Source organism: Aminobacter anthyllidis (assembly GCF_018555685.1).
Taxonomy (GTDB): Bacteria; Pseudomonadota; Alphaproteobacteria; order Rhizobiales; family Rhizobiaceae; genus Aminobacter; species Aminobacter anthyllidis.
Genome location: NZ_JAFLWW010000007.1, coordinates 30,997 through 49,422, shown reverse-complemented (window position 1 = coordinate 49,422; position 18,426 = coordinate 30,997). Strand labels below are relative to the sequence as shown.

The 18,426-nt window shown below is 60.8% G+C and carries 15 protein-coding genes and 1 riboswitch; of the genes, 11 read left to right on the top strand and 4 right to left on the bottom strand.

Annotated features, from left to right (window positions below; all coding sequences use genetic code 11):
* Positions 1-196 precede the first annotated feature (196 nt).
* Both J1C56_RS23130 and J1C56_RS33700 read right to left on the bottom strand, forming a co-directional pair.
* Entirely contained in the window at positions 197-2,056 is a 1,860-nt protein-coding gene (locus J1C56_RS23130; RefSeq protein ID WP_214392412.1) for an ABC transporter ATP-binding protein, read from the bottom strand.
* Between the two features lie 395 nt (positions 2,057-2,451).
* Positions 2,452-2,853 carry a Tn3 family transposase gene (locus J1C56_RS33700; protein ID WP_214392411.1) on the bottom strand — a complete coding sequence of 134 codons (402 nt, stop codon included), beginning with the start codon at positions 2,851-2,853 and terminating at the stop codon, positions 2,452-2,454.
* A gap of 988 nt (positions 2,854-3,841) precedes the next feature.
* On the opposite strand from J1C56_RS33700, the gene J1C56_RS23120 reads away from it, so the two are divergent.
* Positions 3,842-6,178: a S9 family peptidase gene (locus J1C56_RS23120; RefSeq protein WP_214392410.1), complete on the top strand. Its 2,337-nt coding sequence runs from the start codon at positions 3,842-3,844 to the stop codon at positions 6,176-6,178.
* Between the two features lie 429 nt (positions 6,179-6,607).
* Here J1C56_RS23120 and J1C56_RS23115 read toward each other — a convergent pair whose 3' ends face one another.
* Together J1C56_RS23115 and J1C56_RS23110 are read right to left on the bottom strand one after the other, a co-directional pair.
* A complete protein-coding gene (locus J1C56_RS23115; protein WP_214392409.1) occupies positions 6,608-8,023 on the bottom strand; it encodes a mannose-1-phosphate guanylyltransferase/mannose-6-phosphate isomerase in 1,416 nt (471 codons plus the stop codon).
* The gene (locus tag J1C56_RS23110; protein WP_214392408.1) at positions 8,023-9,456 is read right to left on the bottom strand and encodes a phosphomannomutase; all 1,434 of its coding nucleotides are present in this window, start codon (positions 9,454-9,456) and stop codon (positions 8,023-8,025) included. The genes J1C56_RS23115 and J1C56_RS23110 overlap by 1 nt, the downstream gene beginning before the upstream one ends.
* Before the next feature lie 541 nt (positions 9,457-9,997).
* Here J1C56_RS23110 and J1C56_RS23105 point away from each other — a divergent pair.
* From J1C56_RS23105 to J1C56_RS23060, 10 genes are all read left to right on the top strand, one after another.
* Complete coding sequence (locus J1C56_RS23105; RefSeq protein ID WP_338001497.1) at positions 9,998-10,546, top strand: Fic family protein; 549 nt, start codon at positions 9,998-10,000, stop codon at positions 10,544-10,546.
* 412 nt (positions 10,547-10,958) lie between these two features.
* Positions 10,959-11,657: a 7-cyano-7-deazaguanine synthase QueC gene (gene queC, locus J1C56_RS23100; protein WP_214392407.1), complete on the top strand. Its 699-nt coding sequence runs from the start codon at positions 10,959-10,961 to the stop codon at positions 11,655-11,657.
* Positions 11,657-12,013 (top strand): 6-carboxytetrahydropterin synthase QueD, encoded by a 357-nt coding sequence (gene queD / locus J1C56_RS23095; protein ID WP_214392406.1) that lies wholly within the window; start codon positions 11,657-11,659, stop codon positions 12,011-12,013. The genes queC and queD overlap by 1 nt, the downstream gene beginning before the upstream one ends.
* Positions 12,010-12,747 (top strand): 7-carboxy-7-deazaguanine synthase QueE, encoded by a 738-nt coding sequence (gene queE / locus J1C56_RS23090; protein WP_136617730.1) that lies wholly within the window; start codon positions 12,010-12,012, stop codon positions 12,745-12,747. The genes queD and queE overlap by 4 nt, the downstream gene beginning before the upstream one ends.
* 281 nt (positions 12,748-13,028) lie before the next feature.
* A riboswitch (TPP riboswitch) is annotated at positions 13,029-13,145 on the top strand.
* Between the two features lie 104 nt (positions 13,146-13,249).
* Complete coding sequence (thiC, locus tag J1C56_RS23085) at positions 13,250-15,100, top strand: phosphomethylpyrimidine synthase ThiC (RefSeq protein ID WP_214392405.1); 1,851 nt, start codon at positions 13,250-13,252, stop codon at positions 15,098-15,100.
* Entirely contained in the window at positions 15,097-16,098 is a 1,002-nt protein-coding gene (gene thiO, locus J1C56_RS23080; protein WP_214392404.1) for a glycine oxidase ThiO, read from the top strand. Before thiC ends, thiO begins: the two co-directional genes overlap by 4 nt.
* A complete protein-coding gene (gene thiS / locus J1C56_RS23075) occupies positions 16,067-16,264 on the top strand; it encodes a sulfur carrier protein ThiS (protein WP_006334020.1) in 198 nt (65 codons plus the stop codon). Before thiO ends, thiS begins: the two co-directional genes overlap by 32 nt.
* A gap of 1 nt (position 16,265) precedes the next feature.
* Positions 16,266-17,039, top strand: a complete 774-nt coding sequence (locus J1C56_RS23070; protein WP_214392403.1) for a thiazole synthase — start codon at positions 16,266-16,268, stop codon at positions 17,037-17,039.
* A complete protein-coding gene (locus J1C56_RS23065; RefSeq protein ID WP_214392402.1) occupies positions 17,036-17,641 on the top strand; it encodes a thiamine phosphate synthase in 606 nt (201 codons plus the stop codon). Before J1C56_RS23070 ends, J1C56_RS23065 begins: the two co-directional genes overlap by 4 nt.
* A complete protein-coding gene (locus tag J1C56_RS23060) occupies positions 17,632-18,402 on the top strand; it encodes a hydroxymethylpyrimidine/phosphomethylpyrimidine kinase (protein WP_214392516.1) in 771 nt (256 codons plus the stop codon). Before J1C56_RS23065 ends, J1C56_RS23060 begins: the two co-directional genes overlap by 10 nt.
* The last annotated feature ends 24 nt before the right edge of the window (positions 18,403-18,426 follow it).

Here is an 18,426-nt window from a genome sequence, read left to right as displayed (position 1 = left end):
TCAGCTTCTCGCGATAGAACCAGCTTCTCGCGATAGAACCGAAGAGCTCCTGTGGCATCTCGTCGCCCGTTCCCACACATTTGCGACGGAGGCGGCGAAAGCCGAGATTTGTCTAACGCGAATATGCCCGCTCTCTACGACAACAGCCAAGCATTGCGAGCAGCGCGGAGCCGTGACGAACGACCTTCCAGTCGGCTTATTTCTCCTCGGAACTGTCGGCAATGTGGCCGCCGGTCTGCCGCCGCCACAGGCGGGCATACAGGCCGTCGCGTTTAAGTAGCTCCGAGGGGGAGCCCTCCTCAACGATGCGCCCTTTGTCGAGCACGACGATCCTGTCCATGCTGGCAATCGTCGACAGGCGGTGGGCAATGGCGATCACCGTCTTGCCCTCCATCATAAGCTCGAGTTTTTCTTGGACCGCCGCCTCGGCTTCACTGTCCAGGGCAGAAGTCGCCTCGTCTAGAAGGAGGATTGGCGCGTCCTTAAGCAGCACCCGAGCGATCGCGACCCGCTGACGCTGGCCGCCAGAAAGCTTCACCCCGCGGTCACCGACGAAAGCATCGTAGCCGGTGCGGTTTTCGCTGTCCTTGAGATCGGCCACGAAACCGTCCGCATCGGCCAGCATTGCGGCGCGTTCGACCTCCTCCGGCGAGGCATCCGGCCGGCCGTAACGGATGTTGTCCCCGACAGAGCGATGGAGCAACGAGACATCCTGGGTCACGACCCCGATATTCTGACGCAGGCTTGCCTGCGTCACCGAACGGATATCCTGGCCGTCGACGACGATTGCGCCATCGTTTACGTCGAAGAACCGCAGAAGCAGGCTGACAAGCGTTGACTTGCCGGCCCCCGACATGCCGACGAGCCCGACCTTCTCGCCGGCGCGGACCCTGAGCGATAGATTCTCGATTACCCCTTTTCCTTGCCGGTATTCGAACCGGATATCCCTGAACTCGACCGTGCCGGCGACAACGGCCAGCGGCCTGGCTCCGGAGACATCGGTTACCGTTGGAGGCGTGGTGATGACCGGCATCGCGTCGCGTATCGTGCCCACAGCCTGGAATATCTGCTGTCCTAGCTGGAGAAAGGCCAGGGAGTTGGCATTGAGCCGCTGAACGAGTGCGATTGAAGCAACAAATTGGCCGGTGGTGACAAAACCGGCCACGAGTCCCCAAAGCCCGACGGCGATGTTGGTCAGCGAAAGAAGGACGTTCAGCAGGACGACGCCGGTGTCGGTTGTTAACTGGATGCGCCGCTCAAGCTGTTGCGTCTCGATGGAATCTCCCATGATGGTGCGCATTGCGTCCGCCTCGCTGTCTTCGGCCGCAAACAGCTTGACCACGTGGATGTTGCTGTAGAGGTCGGTCATGGCGCCGACGACGAGGCTGCGCGCGCGGGCAGAGTGGCGGGACCGCACGGCAAAATATGGCACTGCCACAACCGCGACAGCGACGTTCGCCACGATCCAAAAAAAGACCGGAAGCGCCAGCGGCCAGGACAGCGTGGCAAGCAGCGAAAGCGAACCGAGAAACTGCACGAGAAAATACGGTATGCTGGAAGACGCTACGACGATCTGCTGCTGCACGGCGGAGGCGAGTTGCGAAATGCGCGACGCCACCTGGCCGGCGAAGAGATCGTGGAAGAATGCAAGGTCCTGACGTTCGACCGCCTTGTAGCCATGCCATTGCATAGCCGCGGGCATGCATACGGACACTGCCTGGGAACCCAATGTCTTGGCGATGAACATCAGCAGCGGTTGCACGGGGAACATCAGCAGGCCGAGGAACGTGAGCATAGGCCAAGCTTCCTCAAGGAAAACCGCCGCACCATTCGTGCTCACCCCGTCCACAATGATATACATGCCCCAGATCACCGCGAGGTTGATTCCCTCGACCGCCATCATGAAGACGGCGATGGCCGCCAGCGCGCCACGGAACATGCGTGCGAAATGCAGAAGCAGCGCAAACGGACCTGTTGCCGGTAAAGGCGCGTAGGGGATATCCAGCGGGCGGATAAGCGTCTCAAAGGGACGATAGATGAAATGCAAAGGCGACATGGCGGGTCAAACCGGCTGATCAGAAGAATGGGTGCGGCGCATCGGAGGAGTGCGAGAGCGCTCGCGCCCCCTGAACTGCCAAGCGCACGTTCCTCGTCCACACACAATGCGTTCCTGGCGCGCTTCGAGCGGACCACGCAAGGCTGAGGGGCGCACTTGAATGTACATGCGCGCTGTGGCCAGGTTCGAGAGCTGCATAGGGTGGCCTCGTAGTGCTGGTGGACGGCTTTGCTGAAGGAGGCGCGATCTACGAGGAGGCGCCGCGGCTGGCTATAGCGGTCCAGCTCCCCAGGTGTGGCTGGGTTCATCGTCCTGTTCTGGCCGTCTCATTGCGGGCATCGAGCACGCTCCTGGTTGATTTCTCAATCCTCCCCGACGCCCTGCCGACGTCTCACTTACGAGATCAAAGCAATTTGCGTGCCGGATTTGCGCTCCGTTTCGTTCAACCGCTTGCTCGCCAGCCGGTGCCTGGCTGTACGGCCAGCGGGTGGGGCTCTGACATTCTTGTTCGGTTTCGGACACAGGAAGGTCGCCATAGACACTATCGGGAAGACCGAATAGAGCCTCGAGCATGTAATCATCGCACCCGGTTGGGCCAGCGCCTTGTAGCTCGGGCGCTGCACGCTCGCCCGCGCAAAGCGGCGCAGGATCGATTCCGCATCGGCCGTGCGGTGCTGCAGGGCCGGCGCATATTTGATCAACTCGTCATACTGCTGCTCGATGAGGTTCCAGCCGATCGCCCGTGTCAGGATCGGCAGAAGGTTCGGGAGATCGCGCGCCATTTCGGTGTCGGGCACCCAGCACTTCATCGGCAAGAGAACGGGCGACGGTTCCGGCCACGGTCGCCAACCATCTGGTGGCGCACCGCGACGGTCCGGCTCTTATGCTACGGCGAACTGGGGAGCACATGCGCCCCCTGCCATGACGCACGCATCCAGAAGGAAGAGGTAGGTTACGCGAACGGGTGTGATGGAGTGGGAGGCGCATCGCGTCCGACCATCCGTGGAATCGGCAGCCTTGATTAACGTCTGCGACGTCTGACCAAAGCCATCCATGGCGGAGTGCTCTCGCTGAGGTTAAAGGCAGCCTCTTCGGCCTCGTACCGGGTCAGCCCGGTGAGCGGCCGACCGTATCTCTCGGCGGGAAGCCCTGTCAGGCTATCGATCACACACCACAGCCCTGATTCCGACGGCAACGGAAGGCGAAGGCGGCTTACGCGCAGCCGAGTCGAATGAAGGGCGCCTCGTGCTCCCTTTTGCGGTCGGCCCGACGGTCCACTCTTGTCAACCTGACATACACCCAAAGTCAATGTGACTTGGGGTTGTCCGAGCTGTCGGAGATGCGACGTTAATGTCGGTCATCCGACACAGCCGGTCCGATCGATCGCCTTGATCTAAAGGCATTTCCTTTGGCGCACATATTGCATCGTTCATCCGGACACGGATCAACGGACTGACGACAGCCATGCAGAGAATGTCGATAGCTAACGCTTTGTGCCGGGCCAAATTCCGGCCCTTCCAGGTGTGATTGCAAGCGTCATGGGGCTTTGAACATTCCCTCATTGTGGACATGGAAAATACCCTGCTGGCTCGGATGCCAACTCTTCAGTCTGGTTCACTCGGCCAGTTCCTGGATCCGCGTAGGGCGCACGGGTCATGGTGACTGCCGTCTTGGCTGCACCCGCGTGCTGACTGCTTCGAGCAACGCTCAACGCTGCTGCATGCCGGCGATGAAAAGCCAGACTCCAACAATGCGTCTTCCGAAAACCGAAAGAGGTGAACAGATATGTTCAAGATCGGCGCTTTGGCGCTCGCGTTATCAATTCAAGGGGCATCGGGACCGGCGACCGCTCGGGCGCTGGCCAACGGTTCGAACGATGCGCATCCATCGCTAGCGCTGAGCGATTTGGAGCGGGCACTGACGATCAACAATCGCTATCGCGGGCTCGTGAATGTCCCCGAGCGGCCGTTCTGGCTGACTGGAGCCAACGCGTTCGCATACCGCCGGACTAGCCACGGCGAGCAGCAGTTCATGCGGGTCGATGCTGCCACGGGTTTGAAACGGGCCGCCTTCGATCAGGCCCGTCTGGCGGCGGGGCTAAATGAAGCGAGCCATAAGAGCTATCAGGCCGGCGATCTTCCCTTCGAGCGTTTCGAACTGACCGAGGATGGTCGCAGGCTCGACTTCCTGATTGAGCAGGTCCGGTGGAGCTGCGACGTTGCAAGCTATGCCTGCACCAGCACAAAATTGGATGTGGAGGCCCCGGAGTTTCAGCTCAGCCACTACTACACGCCACCGGCTGAGAATAACCCCGACCAGAGGAGCGTCTCGCCCGACGGCAAATGGATCGTCTATATAAAAAACTACAATGTTTTCCTGCGCAGCAAGGACGGATTGCAGGATGTTGCGCTGAGTCGGGAGGGATCCGAGGGCAATTACTACGTCTTTTCGACGCTGAATTGGTCGCCGGACTCGCGCCATCTCGCGGCCTACCGCGTTCGCCCCGGCTACAAGCGGGAGGTCCCCTACCTCGATTCGTCGACGGACCGGTTGCAGCGCGAACATTCAACCCTGGTCTACCCCAAGCCGGGTGATGTCCTTCCGCTACCCCAGCCGGTTCTGTTCGAGATTGCCAGCCAGCGCCAAGTCGCGATTGACGACGCCCTGTTCTCGAACCCCTTCGAACTTTCACCTCTCCGGTGGTGGGCGGACGGTCGCGGCTTTACTTTCGAATATAACCAGCGCGGGCATCAGCTCTATCGGCTGGTCGAGGTAGACGCCGCCACGGCCCGTGCGCGCTCGATCATCGACGAGACCAGCAAGACATTTGTTGATTACCAGCCTCTGGTGATGGATCAGGAGGGTACCGGGAAAATCTTTCGTTACGATGTCGACGACGGGAAGGAGATCATCTGGGCGTCCGAGCGCGATGGGCACGAGCACCTGTACCTGTTCGACGGCCGGACCGGCGCGCTCAAGAACCAGATCACCAGCGGTGAGTGGGTCGTCCGGGGGGTCAACCATGTCGATCCGGTCAAGCGCCAGATCTGGTTCGAGGCGAGCGGGATGAACCCGGGGGAGGACCCTTATTTCGTCCATGCGTACCGCATCGGCTTCGACGGTGAGGGGCTGACTGAGCTCACGCCCGAGCCGGCCAACCACCATGTCGAGTTCTCTCCCGACGGCCGCTATTATGTCGATATCTGGTCACGCATCGATCTGCCGCCCCGCATGACGCTCTACCGCGCCATCGATAATGCCAAGCTCATGCAGGTGGAGACCGCCGACACGTCCGAGCTCGTCGCCGCCGGCTGGCAGCCGCCACTCAGCTTCCACGCCAAGGGGCGCGACGGCAAGACTGACATCTGGGGCGTGATTCACCTGCCCGCCAATTTCGATCCGAAGAAGAAGTACCCGGTCGTGGAGAATATCTATGCCGGGCCGCAGGGCTCTTTTGCCCCAAAATCCTTCTCAAGGCGGACAGAGCCGCTCACGCAACTGGGCTTCGTCGTTGTGCAGATCGATGGCATGGGTACCAACAACCGCTCGCGCGCCTTTCATGACGTTGCCTGGAAAAATCTGAAGGACGCAGGCTTTCCCGATCGCATCCTATGGCACAAGGCGGCCGCCGCGAGGTATCCGTGGTACGATATCTCCAATGTCGGCATTTTCGGCTGGTCCGCAGGCGGCCAGAGCGCGGTGGGCGCGCTGCTCTTCCATCCCGAATTCTATAAGGTCGCGGTCGCCAACAGTGGCTGCTATGACAACCGGATAGACAAGATCTGGTGGAACGAACAGTGGATGGGGTGGCCAGTCGGCATTGAATATTCCCAATCCTCCGCCATCGACAATGCCTACAGGCTGCGGGGCAAGCTGATGATCGTCGTCGGCGAAATGGACCACAATGTCGACCCGTCCTCCTCGCTCCAGCTTGCCGACCGCCTCATCAAGGCGGGAAAAGATTTCGACATGGTCTATGTGCCTGGTGCCGATCACGGCGCGCCAGGCATCTATACTGAGCGCAAACTCCTGGACTTCTTCGTTCGCAACATTCTCGGTCAGACCCCACCCGACTGGCACGCTAAACGAACCGAGCTGCAAAAGAGCAAATCGTCACGATGATGGCTTGGGCAGCTTCTGCCTGTGGCAATCCTCGCGCCCGTTTTGTTGGCTTGATCGAGGCGGCGAGCGAGCGGAGAACCGCTCGGACGAGGCCTGTGCCGATTCCTGCGCAACGGGCCTTCGCAAGACGGAAACAGGAGCGATTCCGACGCTCGACGGCCCCCGGAAGCGGGACGGAAGCGGGGGTGGGCGGCGAGTTGCGACCGGAAGGGCCGCCGTTCAGGCGGACTGCATCCGAAGGGCCGAAACGAAGAGAAGGAGCCGAAGCGACAGCGAAGGGTTGCGGGACGCCGCGGCGGGCCTAGAAGGGAGTGCCGCCTTACCCTGCGCCGCCGGGAGGCACAACAGAGAAGAGATGCGCCGACCTGCGACCCATGCCGACGCAGGTTCGGTCTGCCAAGCCAACGTAGGGCATGTGACGTTGAACTGTCAGGTTCGACCGTATACGTCCTCAAGCCGCACGATGTCATCTTCGCCGAGATACTCGCCGCTTTGGACCTCGATCATCACCAGTCCGATATTGCCGGGGTTTTCGAGCCGGTGTTTGTGGCCGCAAGGGATATAGGTGGATTGATTGGTGGTCAGGAGTAGCTCCTGGTCGCCGTTGACTATTTTCGCAGTGCCGCTGACCACGACCCAGTGCTCGGAGCGGTGATGGTGCATCTGCAGGCTCAAGCGTCCGCCCGGCTTCACCTCGATGCGCTTGATTTTGAAGCGCTCGCTTTCCTCCAGAACCGTGTAGGTGCCCCAGGGCCGGTGCACGGTACTGTGAAGCAAGTGCGCTTCATGTCCCGCAGCCTTGAGGCCCTCGAAGAGTTTCTTGACGTCCTGGACGCGATCGCGGGATGCAACAAGCAATGCATCGGGGGAATCCACGATCACCAGGTCGCTGATGCCGACGGTGCCGATGACGCGTTTGTCCGAGCTTATGTAACTGCCCACGGTGTCGACCACATGGACATCGCCGCGAATCCTGTTGCCGCTCCCGTCAGCGGCGACCAGTTCGGCCATTGCGTTCCAAGATCCAATGTCGTTCCACCCCATTTCGCAGGGAACGACAGCGAGATTGTGGGTTTTTTCCATCACCGCATGGTCGAGTGAAATACGCGGCGCCATGGCGAAGTGCTCAGATGAGAGTTCGACGCTGGCAACATGTTCGCCGTGGCTGACGCGAGCGTTATCATAGCTATCGAGAACGGCATCGATCACCTGCGGGCAATGCGCAGCCATTTCGTCGAGCATGACCTGCGCCTTGAAGCAGAAGATGCCGGCGTTCCAGAAGAAACGTTTGGACGCGACATAAGATCTGGCAGTCTCGGCGTTCGGTTTCTCGACGAACCGGACAACTTTCTCACCGTCGGCCTCGATGTAGCCGAATGCGGTGTCTGGCCTATCCGGGGTTATGCCCAAGGTTGCAATACGCCCCTGCTGCGCCTGTTCGATTGCCCGGTTCATGGCGGTTTGAAATGCGGGCAGATCACCAATCATATGGTCGGCGGGAAAAACACACAGAACAGCATCGGGACCCTGTGTTGCCTTGGCATGGACGGTTGCCGCAGCGACGGCGGCGGCGGTATCCCGACCCTCAGGCTCAAGCAGAAAGGTGCGTGGCAAAACAACGGAATCCAGCTCGTCGAAAACGTCTTTCGTAAGGAAGAGGTGCCCCGTGGACGTCACGGTAACAAGCTCCACGACATGCTGCATCGAAGCGGCGCGCAACACGGTGTGCTGGATGAGCGAAAGTCCATCCGCCACCTTGAGGAAAGGTTTGGGGTGCGATTGCCTTGAGGCGGGCCAGAGCCGCGAACCAGCTCCACCGCTGATGATGACCGGAACCACTTTCATCAAAGGTCCTCTATCTCGTCTGTAAGCGCGAACGCATGTGCCCCTTGCAGCGTCGAGGCGACGATCGCCATGGCCCTGCTCTCGGTCGAAGCTTCCGAGTAGCAGCGCAGTTCCGGGGCATTGCCGGAAGGCCGCAGATGTATGATCTCACCTGAAAGCATCCGCGCCCTGAGGCCATCGGTTTCGTCAATTTCGGCGACGGTCCCGAACGAGGCAAGAAAGTGCTGCAGTGCGTTCCGGCTTGCGAGATGATCCATCAATCTGCGCGAACTTTCCGCGGGGAAGTTCTGAAGCCGGTCACTGGCGCACACAGGAAGATTCCAAAGCCCGCGCAGTCGCGACAGCTTCTTTTTTGTCGACGCCATGGTACTGAGGACGGCCATAATCGGGACGAATGAGTCCCGCGTCGGCAGTGCAGTCAATGTCTTCCCATTCACCACACAATCCGAGCCCAGCAGAACACCACCATTGGCCTCAAAGCCGACGATGACGCCGCCGGCGCCGTGTAATGCTTCCATTGCTTCAATGACAAATGGAGACCCGACTTTCGTCCTCTGGACCGCGAAGCCAAAGGCCTTCGAAATTCCCGAATTGGAGGTCACTGGCGTCACGATCGTGTCTGCCTTCAGGAAAAGAGCCGTTGCAAGCCCAACCAGGTCGCCGCGAAGAAGATCGCCATTTTCATCAGCGATGAGTGGCCGATCAGCGTCCGCATCGGTCGACACGATGGCATCGAGACCGAATTCGCGGACCCACTTCTTCAATTTTGCAATTGTTGCTGTGTCTACGGCTTCGGTATCGACAGGTACGAAGGTCCCGGTTTTCCCGATGGCGACCACGCTGGCACCGAGCGATTGAAGAACCTGTATCAACAGTTCCGCCGCGACCGAACTGTGCTGATAGACTCCAAGTCTCATGCCGGAAAGTGAGCCCGGCTCCAGCATGTCATGGGCGCGCTCTCGATAAGAGGCGATCGCTTCTTCACGGTGCATAGGCCACGTCGTTCCCGGACAAGCTGGTGGTAAGCAATACGCATTTGATCTTTCGGCTACAAAGCGCGTAATCGCGGCCTCATCCGCCTTGCTGATTTCACCATTCGGGCCATAGAATTTGATGCCGTTGCGATCGGCTGGAATGTGCGACCCGGTGACCATAAGAGCCGCCGCGCCGTGTTTGCATGCATATAGTGCCAGGGCAGGCGTGGGTATGGTGCCGCAATCGATCGGCTGGAAACCATTTGCGGCCAACGCCGCCATGCAATTGTTGGCTATCGCCTGACTGCTGTCACGTAGGTCGCGGCCTATGAAGACTGAACTATTCGGCTGAACCCGGCTGGAAATCAAACGCCAAGCGAAAGCTTCGGTATAAAGTCCGCTGGCCTTGCCGACCAATTCCGAAGCCAAACCTCGAACGCCGCTTGACCCGAATTTCATGATTTCGCTTTGCTAGTGGACAGGCAGGGTGGGGTAATGTTGCAATGGGCTAGTACTTTCTACTGCAAGCGCCATCGTTCTCAGGCATCTGCTGTTCAGGTATGCGGTCTCTACAACACGGTGTGGCGTAAGGACCCCTCAGAGTTCCGCCGAACAGCAGGGCATCCATTGGCACAGGGGCATCTACAGTTCTCCTATTGGTATCTTTTGGCGCGCTCATTTAATGATCAAGGAAGTGGAGTGATCGATCGGTGCCTGCCGGTATTTCGCTATGCAGCATCATGACAGGTGCGTAAACTTGGTTGTTTGGATGGAATGCATCCATGGCATGGATAGGGCTCGAAGGGCGTCTCGATCAGCGCAATGGAACCCTGTGATTCTTAGGTATTTGGATTAAGGTCAGCCAGAGCGCTCGCCGACCGTGGCGTCGCCTAGGGCGCTAGACCCAAGCAGGAACCGATGCTTGGATCAGCTGGGGCGACGATCAGCGCCGACAATGTCTTGCCTTGCGACGCCTTCAGTCTAGGAAAATTGTTCTGGAATTGCGCTCGATCAAGGCCCAGCGCAAAACCTTGATGCAGTCGTCGCCGCCGCAATCTTCGCCTTCGGCTTTGTCTACATCCATCCGTTCGAGGACGGAAACGGCCGCATTCACCGCTACCTGATCCACCACGTCCTTGCCATGCACCGCTTCAATCGCCGGAAGTGGTGTCCCGTATCGGCCGCGATCCTGGACCAGATCGACGAGTACAGGCGCGTGCTGGAGAGCTATTCGAAGCGCCTTCTGCCATTGGTCGAATGGGAACTGACGCCGCAATTCAATGTCCGGGTGCTGAATGACACCGTGGATTTCTACCGATACTTCGATGCAACCCCGCACGCCGAATTTCTTTATGCCTGCGTTCGGCGGACGATCGAACGGTACCTTCCTGGCGAAACAGCTTTTCTGCAGCGCTACGATCGATTCCGGCAACAGGTGAATGCCTTTATCGACATGCCCGAGCGGCTGATCGATCTGCTCTTCCGTTTCCTTAACCAGAATGGTGGCCCCTCTCGAGCCGCGCCCTCGGAAAGGAATTCCCAGCTCTGACCAATGACGAGGCGCGGCGGCTCGAGGCGATCTATGCGCAGACCAGAAAACGGCAAAGCACGCGGCAGAACCCTTTCACTGGACTGCCGGTCGACCCTTGAGTTGTCGCCGAAACTCGGGACGTCAAGTTCTGGGGCAAACCGGACAAGCCGAAGGTGTGTCGGGAATGCTGCTGCGCCACGGCAGTGATTTCTGCATCGTCTATACGCCTATAAACGCAGTGCCGGCGTCAGCACCCCAGCGGTCGAAGATACGCGACAAGTCGCGTGCAAAGTCATCTTGGGGACGCTGACAACAAGGTACCTCGGCTCAATCGCGTCCACCCCATTCACAAAACCGGCTCCGTGGAGTAGTGGGAACGCAGAGAAATCTCCGGTCGCAGCCTTACCCGGTCAAAACAAGGATTCAAACCATGAATGCCCTCGTCATCTGCTCCGGCGGATTGGACTCTGTTTCGCTCGCTCACAAGGTGGCGACCGAGCAGAAACTCATTGGCCTGCTTTCGTTCGATTACGGCCAGAGGCACAAAAAGGAACTCGGCTTTGCCGCTATGTGCGCCAAGCGGCTGGGTGTTCCGCACCAGATCGTCGATATCCGCGATGTCGGCCGGAACCTGAGCGGCTCGGCGCTGACTGATAATGTGGACGTGCCCGACGGGCACTATGCCGAAGACTCCATGAGGATCACGGTGGTGCCTAATAGGAACGCCATCATGCTGGCCATCGCCTTCGGGGTTGCCGCCGCGCAGCAGGCCGATGCGGTGGCCACTGCCGTCCACGGCGGAGATCATTTCATCTATCCCGATTGCCGGCCCGCTTTTATCGACGCCTTTCAGACGATGCAGAACCATGCGCTCGCAGGCTACGCCGATATCCGCCTGTATGCTCCGTATGTGAATATGTCGAAGGCCGACATCGTCAGCGAGGGGGCAAAGTACGCCACACCGTTCGAGGCGACGTGGTCCTGCTACAAGGGCGGTGCACGTCATTGCGGTCGCTGCGGGACATGCGTCGAACGGCGCGAAGCATTCGATCTGGCCGGCATTGCCGATCGGACAAATTATGAGGATGCAGACTTCTGGCTCCACGCTATCCAGACAACGAGCGCGTGATGTTCCGCATTACCAAAGAGTTCCACTTCTCGGCCTCGCATCAGCTCACCTCCTTGCCATCCGATCATCAGTGCGCACGCCTGCACGGCCACAACTACATCGTCGTCGTGGAGCTTTCAGGTGGCGAACTGGACGAACACGGCTTTGTGCGCGACTACCAAGATCTGGCGGCGTTCAAGCACTACATCGATGGGACGTTCGACCATCGGCATCTTAACGACTTGCTGGGGCATGACCATGCCACAGCGGAATGTCTGGCCAGGCACTTCTACCACTGGTGCAAGATGCGGCTACCCGAAACCTCCGCCGTGCGGGTGAGCGAGACGCCGAAAACCTGGGCGGAATACCGACCATGACTTGCGCGTTGCATCCCGGAATCCGGGTGAGCGAGATTTTTGGGCCGACCATTCAGGGCGAAGGCGTGCTGATCGGCTTGCCGACGGTGTTCGTAAGAACCGGCGGGTGCGATTATCGCTGTTCCTGGTGCGACAGCCTGCATGCGGTGGACCGTCGCTTCCGCCATGATTGGGAGATGATGTCTCCCGACGCGGTTTGGCAAAAGGTCATTGCGCTTTCCGGCGGTCAGCCCGTGATGGTATCGCTGTCGGGCGGCAATCCGGCCATCCAGCCGCTTGGCCAGTTGATCGACCGCGGGCATGGTGAGGGCTACCGTTTTGCATTGGAAACCCAAGGCTCGGTGTCTAAGCAATGGTTCGCGGATCTCGACGTGCTGGTACTAAGCCCCAAGCCGCCCTCAAGCGAAATGACGACAGATTGGGCCGCGTTCGACGCCTGCTTAGAGGCGGCGCAGGATAAGCCGCAGATGGCGCTCAAGCTCGTTGTCTTCGACGATGATGACTATGCCTATGCCAAAGACGCCGCGGCGCGCTACCCGCAATTACCCGTCTATCTGCAGCCCGGCAATCACACGCCGCCGCGTCCCGGCGACGAAGACGCGTTCATCGACATGGCCGGTGTGATGAGGCGCATGGAATGGCTGGTTGAAAAGGTGACCCGTGACAGGTGGTTCGAGGCGCGTGTACTGCCGCAGCTTCATGTTCTGCTCTGGGGGAACAAACGGGGCGTCTAGCCGAAGCGGAAGGATTGCCGACGACGAGCAAGACAGACATCTATAGCAATCTCACCCAACTGGGTGGCAGCAGCGTCGTTCCGGAAAGCCCCGAAAATACCGTGCTGGAAAAGGCACCGAATCCGCATGAGGGCTCGCCTTACTGGGGGGCACTTCACCGCTGCTCTGGGGCGCCACTTGCTCTCGATACTAGCATGCTTTTCCGCTGGGTTTGTTTGGTCGTCGATCACCGCTGCGGGACGAATGCGCTTGACAAAATAGCGCCGGCCCATTCAATTCGACGCATTCACCAGGGGAGTCCCGGCAAGGGGCTGAGATACTGCTGGCTTTCGCGGCGCAGTGACCCGTTGAACCTGATCCAGTTCATACTGGCGTAGGGACGGTGCAAGCGCGTTGCGGGAGTCTATGCCCGAGGTCCTGTTTCGGCAGGTCGACCAAAGCGTCTTTTCATCCTTCCGGCACAGAACTGGGTCTCCAATGCAATGAGCAAAGGAGCCTCAAGATGAATGCCCTCACCCCCGCCGTGTCGACGGGACCCCTGCCCGCCTCGCGGAAAATCCACAAATCCGGCGTCCTCCACCCGCAGATCAGGGTGCCGATGCGCGAAATCTCCGTCCATCCAACGGCCGGCGAGCCGCCCGTCATCGTCTACGATCCGTCCGGCCCCTATACCGACCCGACAGTCGAAACCAGCATTGAGAACGGCCTTGCACGGCTTCGCCATGAATGGATTATCGCGCGCGGCGATGTCGAAGCCTATGATGGCCGCCATGTCCAGCCGGAAGACAACGGATTCGCGGTGGGCGAGCGCCTGACGCCGGAATTTCCCATTCGCAACCGGCCGCTCAGGGCCAAGGCCGGCAAGGCGGTGACACAGCTTGCCTATGCGCGCGCCGGCATCATCACGCCCGAAATGGAGTTCGTCGCCATCCGCGAGAACCTTGGCCGCGAGAACCTCGGCCGCGAGATCTTGCGCGGCAAGCTTCAACGCGACGGCGAAGCCTTCGGCGCGGCGATCCCCGACTTCGTCACGCCGGAATTCGTGCGCGACGAGGTGGCTCGCGGACGCGCGATCATTCCCGCCAACATCAATCACCCGGAGAGCGAACCGATGATCATCGGGCGCAATTTCCTCGTCAAGATCAACGCCAACATCGGTAACTCCGCCGTCACCTCTTCGATGGCCGAAGAGGTCGAAAAGATGGTCTGGGCGATCCGCTGGGGCGCCGATACGGTGATGGACCTGTCGACCGGCCGCAACATCCACAACATCCGCGACTGGATCGTGCGCAATGCGCCGGTGCCGATCGGCACGGTGCCTCTCTATCAGGCGCTGGAAAAGGTCAACGGCATTGCCGAGGACCTGACTTGGGAGGTCTACCGCGACACGCTGGTTGAACAGGCCGAACAGGGCGTCGACTATTTCACCATCCATGCCGGCGTGCGGCTGCACTACATCCCGCTGACCGTTGGCCGGGTCACCGGCATCGTCTCGCGCGGCGGCTCGATCATGGCCAAATGGTGCCTGCACCATCACCGGGAAAGCTTCCTCTACGAGCATTTTGCGGAGATCTGCGACATCTGCCGCGCCTATGACGTGTCTTTCTCGCTCGGCGACGGTCTTCGCCCGGGCTCGATCGCCGATGCCAATGACGCAGCGCAATTCGCCGAACTGGAGACGCTCGGCGAGCTGACGCAGATCGCCTGGGCGAAGGATTGCCAGGTGATGATCGAAGGGCCCGGCCACGTTCCGATGCACAAGATCAAGGAGAACATGGACAAGCAGCTCGCCGTCTGCGGCGAGGCGCCCTGCTACACGCTTGGACCGCTGACCACCGACATCGCGCCGGGCTATGACCACATCACTTCAGGCATTGGTGCTGCCATGATCGGCTGGTTCGGCACGGCCATGCTCTGCTACGTCACGCCGAAGGAGCATCTCGGCCTTCCCGATCGCAACGATGTCAAGATTGGCGTGATCACCTACAAGATAGCGGCCCATGCCGCCGACCTGGCGAAGGGCCACCCGGCAGCGAAAACCAGGGATGATGCCCTTTCCCGCGCGCGCTTCGAGTTCCGCTGGGAGGACCAGTTCAACCTGTCGCTCGATCCCGAAACCGCGCGATCCTTCCACGATCAGACCTTGCCCAAGGAGGCCCACAAGCTGGCGCATTTCTGCTCCATGTGCGGGCCGAAATTCTGCTCAATGCGAATATCCCACGACATCCGCGCCGAGGCACAGAAAGAGGGCATGGCGGCGATGGCTGCGAAATACCGCGAGGGCGGCGATCTCTACGTGCCAGCGGAAGAGAGCGGCGCACCGCTCATGTCGGAGGCACAAGAGCCATCATGAGAGTGCTGGTGCAGGGGGCCGGCGTCGCTGGCCTCACCGCAGCCTTCGAGCTCGCCGTCCGCGGCGCGACGGTCACAGTCGCCGAGATCCGACATGCCCTCGGTGGCAATGCGTCGTGGTTCGCCGGCGGCATGCTGGCGCCATGGTGCGAGCGTGAAAGCGCCGAGCAGCCGGTGCTCGATCTCGGACGCGATGCCGCCGAATGGTGGGAGGCGGTGACACCCGGCCAGGTGACGCGGGCCGGAACACTGGTCGTGGCTGCGCCGCGCGATGCGGGCGAACTTGAGCGGTTCGCCAGCCGCACGTCGGGTCATCGGCGCGTCGATGAAGATGAAATCGCTTTGCGGGAGCCCGACCTTGCCGGCCGCTTCCGCCGCGGATTGCTCTTCCCCGACGAAGCCCATCTCGACCCGCGCCAGGCGATGGCGGCAGTGCATGACAGGTTGTCGGCGATGGGCGTCGAATTCCGCTTCGACGCCGATGCCCGGCACATTTCCGGTTTCGATCGCCAGATCGACTGCACCGGGATGGCGACGGACGACGACCGGCTGCGTGGCGTTCGGGGCGAGATGCTGATCCTGCGCACGCCCGACGTCTCGCTGTCGCGCCCGGTCCGGCTGCTTCATCCGCGCTTTCCGCTCTACGTGGTGCCGCGTGCCGACCGGCGTTTCATGGTCGGCGCGACGATGATCGAAAGCCATTCCGGGGGACCGGTCACGGCGCGTTCGATGATCGAGCTTCTGGGTGCCGCCTGCGCGCTCCATCCGGCATTCGGCGAGGCTGAGATCGTTGAGACTGGTGTCGGCGTTCGTCCGGCCTTTCCAGATAACCTGCCGCGTGTCGAGGCACGCGGCAACACGGTCGCGATCAACGGGCTTTATCGCCATGGCTTTCTTCTCGCGCCCGCCATGGCGCGCCAGGCGGCCGACCTGGTTTTCAATCATGACGGAACCAAGGAGCTAGCTCATGAAACTGTTGGTCAACGGCGAAGCGCATGAGGTTGCCGCCAACACCCTGGCCGAGCTGCTTGCCGCGCTCGACTATGAGGGCGATTGGCTGGCGACCGCAGTCAACAGCGACCTCGTGCACAAAGCCAACCGGGCGGAATTCCGGTTGAGCGACGGCGATCGGATCGAAATCCTTTCGCCGATGCAGGGAGGCTAGCATGTTCGAGCTTCTCGGGACGACGCTTCCTTCCCGCCTGCTTCTCGGCACCGCGCAATATCCTTCGCCGGCCATTCTTGCCGATGCGGTCAAGGCATCGGGCACGTCGGTGGTGACCGTCTCGCTGCGCCGTGAGATGGCAGGCGGTCGGGCCGGCGAGAAATTCTGGTCGTTGATCCGCTCGCTGGGCGTCAGAATCCTGCCCAATACTGCTGGCTGTCATTCCGTCAAGGAAGCGGTGACCACTGCGAAAATGGCGCGCGACGTCTTCGGCACGAGCTGGATCAAGCTCGAAGTGATCGGCAACCACGACACGCTGCAACCGGACGTGTTCGGCCTGGTCGAAGCCGCCCGCATCCTGTGCGAGGACGGTTTTGATGTATTCCCCTATACCACCGATGACCTTGTCGTCGCCGAGCGGCTGCTGGAGGGGGGCTGCAAGGTCTTGATGCCGTGGTGCGCACCGATCGGTTCCGCCCTCGGGCCGGTCAACGTGATGGCACTGCGTTCGATGCGCGGCCATCTCCCTGGCGTCCCGCTGATCGTGGATGCGGGGCTCGGACGGCCGTCGCACGCGGCCAACGTCATGGAACTCGGCTTTGACGCCGTGCTCCTGAATACGGCGGTCGCCAGGGCGGCCGATCCGGTCGGCATGGCCCGTGCGTTCGGCAAGGCGGTCGACGCCGGTCGCGAAGCCTTCAGTTCGGGAATGCTTGAACCGCGTGACGTCGCCGTGCCCTCGACACCGACGATCGGCAGGGCGGTTTTCTCATGAAGCTCGATCCCTTCTACCTGATCGTCGACAGTGCCGCCTGGATTGGGCGGCTGGTGCCGCTCGGCGTCAAGCTGGTTCAGCTTCGCATCAAGGACATGGGCGAGGACCGACTGCGCGCCGAAATCCGCAAGGCAAAGGCCTTGTGCGCCGAGCACCAAAGCCAGCTCATCGTCAACGACCACTGGCGCCTGGCAATCGAGGAAGGCTGCGACTTCGTTCATCTCGGCCAGGAGGATCTACAAACCGCCGACCTCTTGGCGATACGGGCGGCCGGCATGAGGCTCGGGCTCAGCACTCATGATCATGCAGAATTGGAAACGGCCATAACGGCCATGCCCGACTACATCGCACTCGGTCCGATCTATCCCACCATCCTGAAAAAGATGAAATGGGCGCCGCAAGGGCTCGAACGGATCAGAGAGTGGAAGTGCCGGGTCGCGCCGATTCCCCTGGTCGCCATTGGCGGTCTCAACCCTGACCGCCTCGACGGCGCTTTTGAGGCTGGTGCGGACAGCGCGGCGGTGGTGACCGACATCACGCTGAACGACGACCCCGAAGCGCGCACGCGAGAATGGATCGAAAAGACAGACAGATGGCGCTGAGGCGAGAACCGCATGTGCTTGTCGTTGGCGGGTCGGACTCCAGCGGTGGAGCTGGAATTGCCCGCGATATAGAAACGGTTTCCGCCTTTGGGCTGCGCAGTTGTCTTGCCATCACCGCCGTGACAGTACAGACGCACTCGGCTGTCGAGCACGTCAAGCTTGTGCCGTCGGAGCTTGTCGCCGCTCAGATGCGCGCCGCGTTCGCTGCCAACGCTGTCGCGGCCGTCAAGATAGGCATGATTGGGACATCGGCGGCTGTTGAGGCAGTCGGCGCTGTTTTGGTCAACCGCCAAGTGCCTGTGGTACTCGACCCGGTCCTGGCCTCTACCTCGGGACGCAATCTGCTGGCGGACGATGCCATTAATATGCTGCGCCACGATCTGATGCCGATCTGCCGGCTTGTAACGCCTAACCTGGTCGAGCTGGCTGCGCTTACCGGCTCGTCACCGGCCGCGGACGAAGAAGGGGCTTGTCGTCAGGCTGAAGAGCTATCGAGGACGGTGAGGACCGCCGTACTCGTCAAGGGCGGCCATGCACAAGGAACCCGTTGCGTCGACGTGCTTTTGCAGCCGAACCAACCTGCAGTTCGGTTCGAGGCGCCCCGCTTGCCGCAAGGGATGCGCGGAACGGGTTGCATGATGGCCAGCGCAGTCGCCGCCTCGCTTGCTCTTGGAGCGTCGCTGGAAGCGAGCGTGCGCCAAGCCAAGCAACATGTTTTCGATGCGCTTGCCGGATCGAAGGATATCGGGCCGATAAGCTGATCGGGCCGAACGTATCCAACGCTC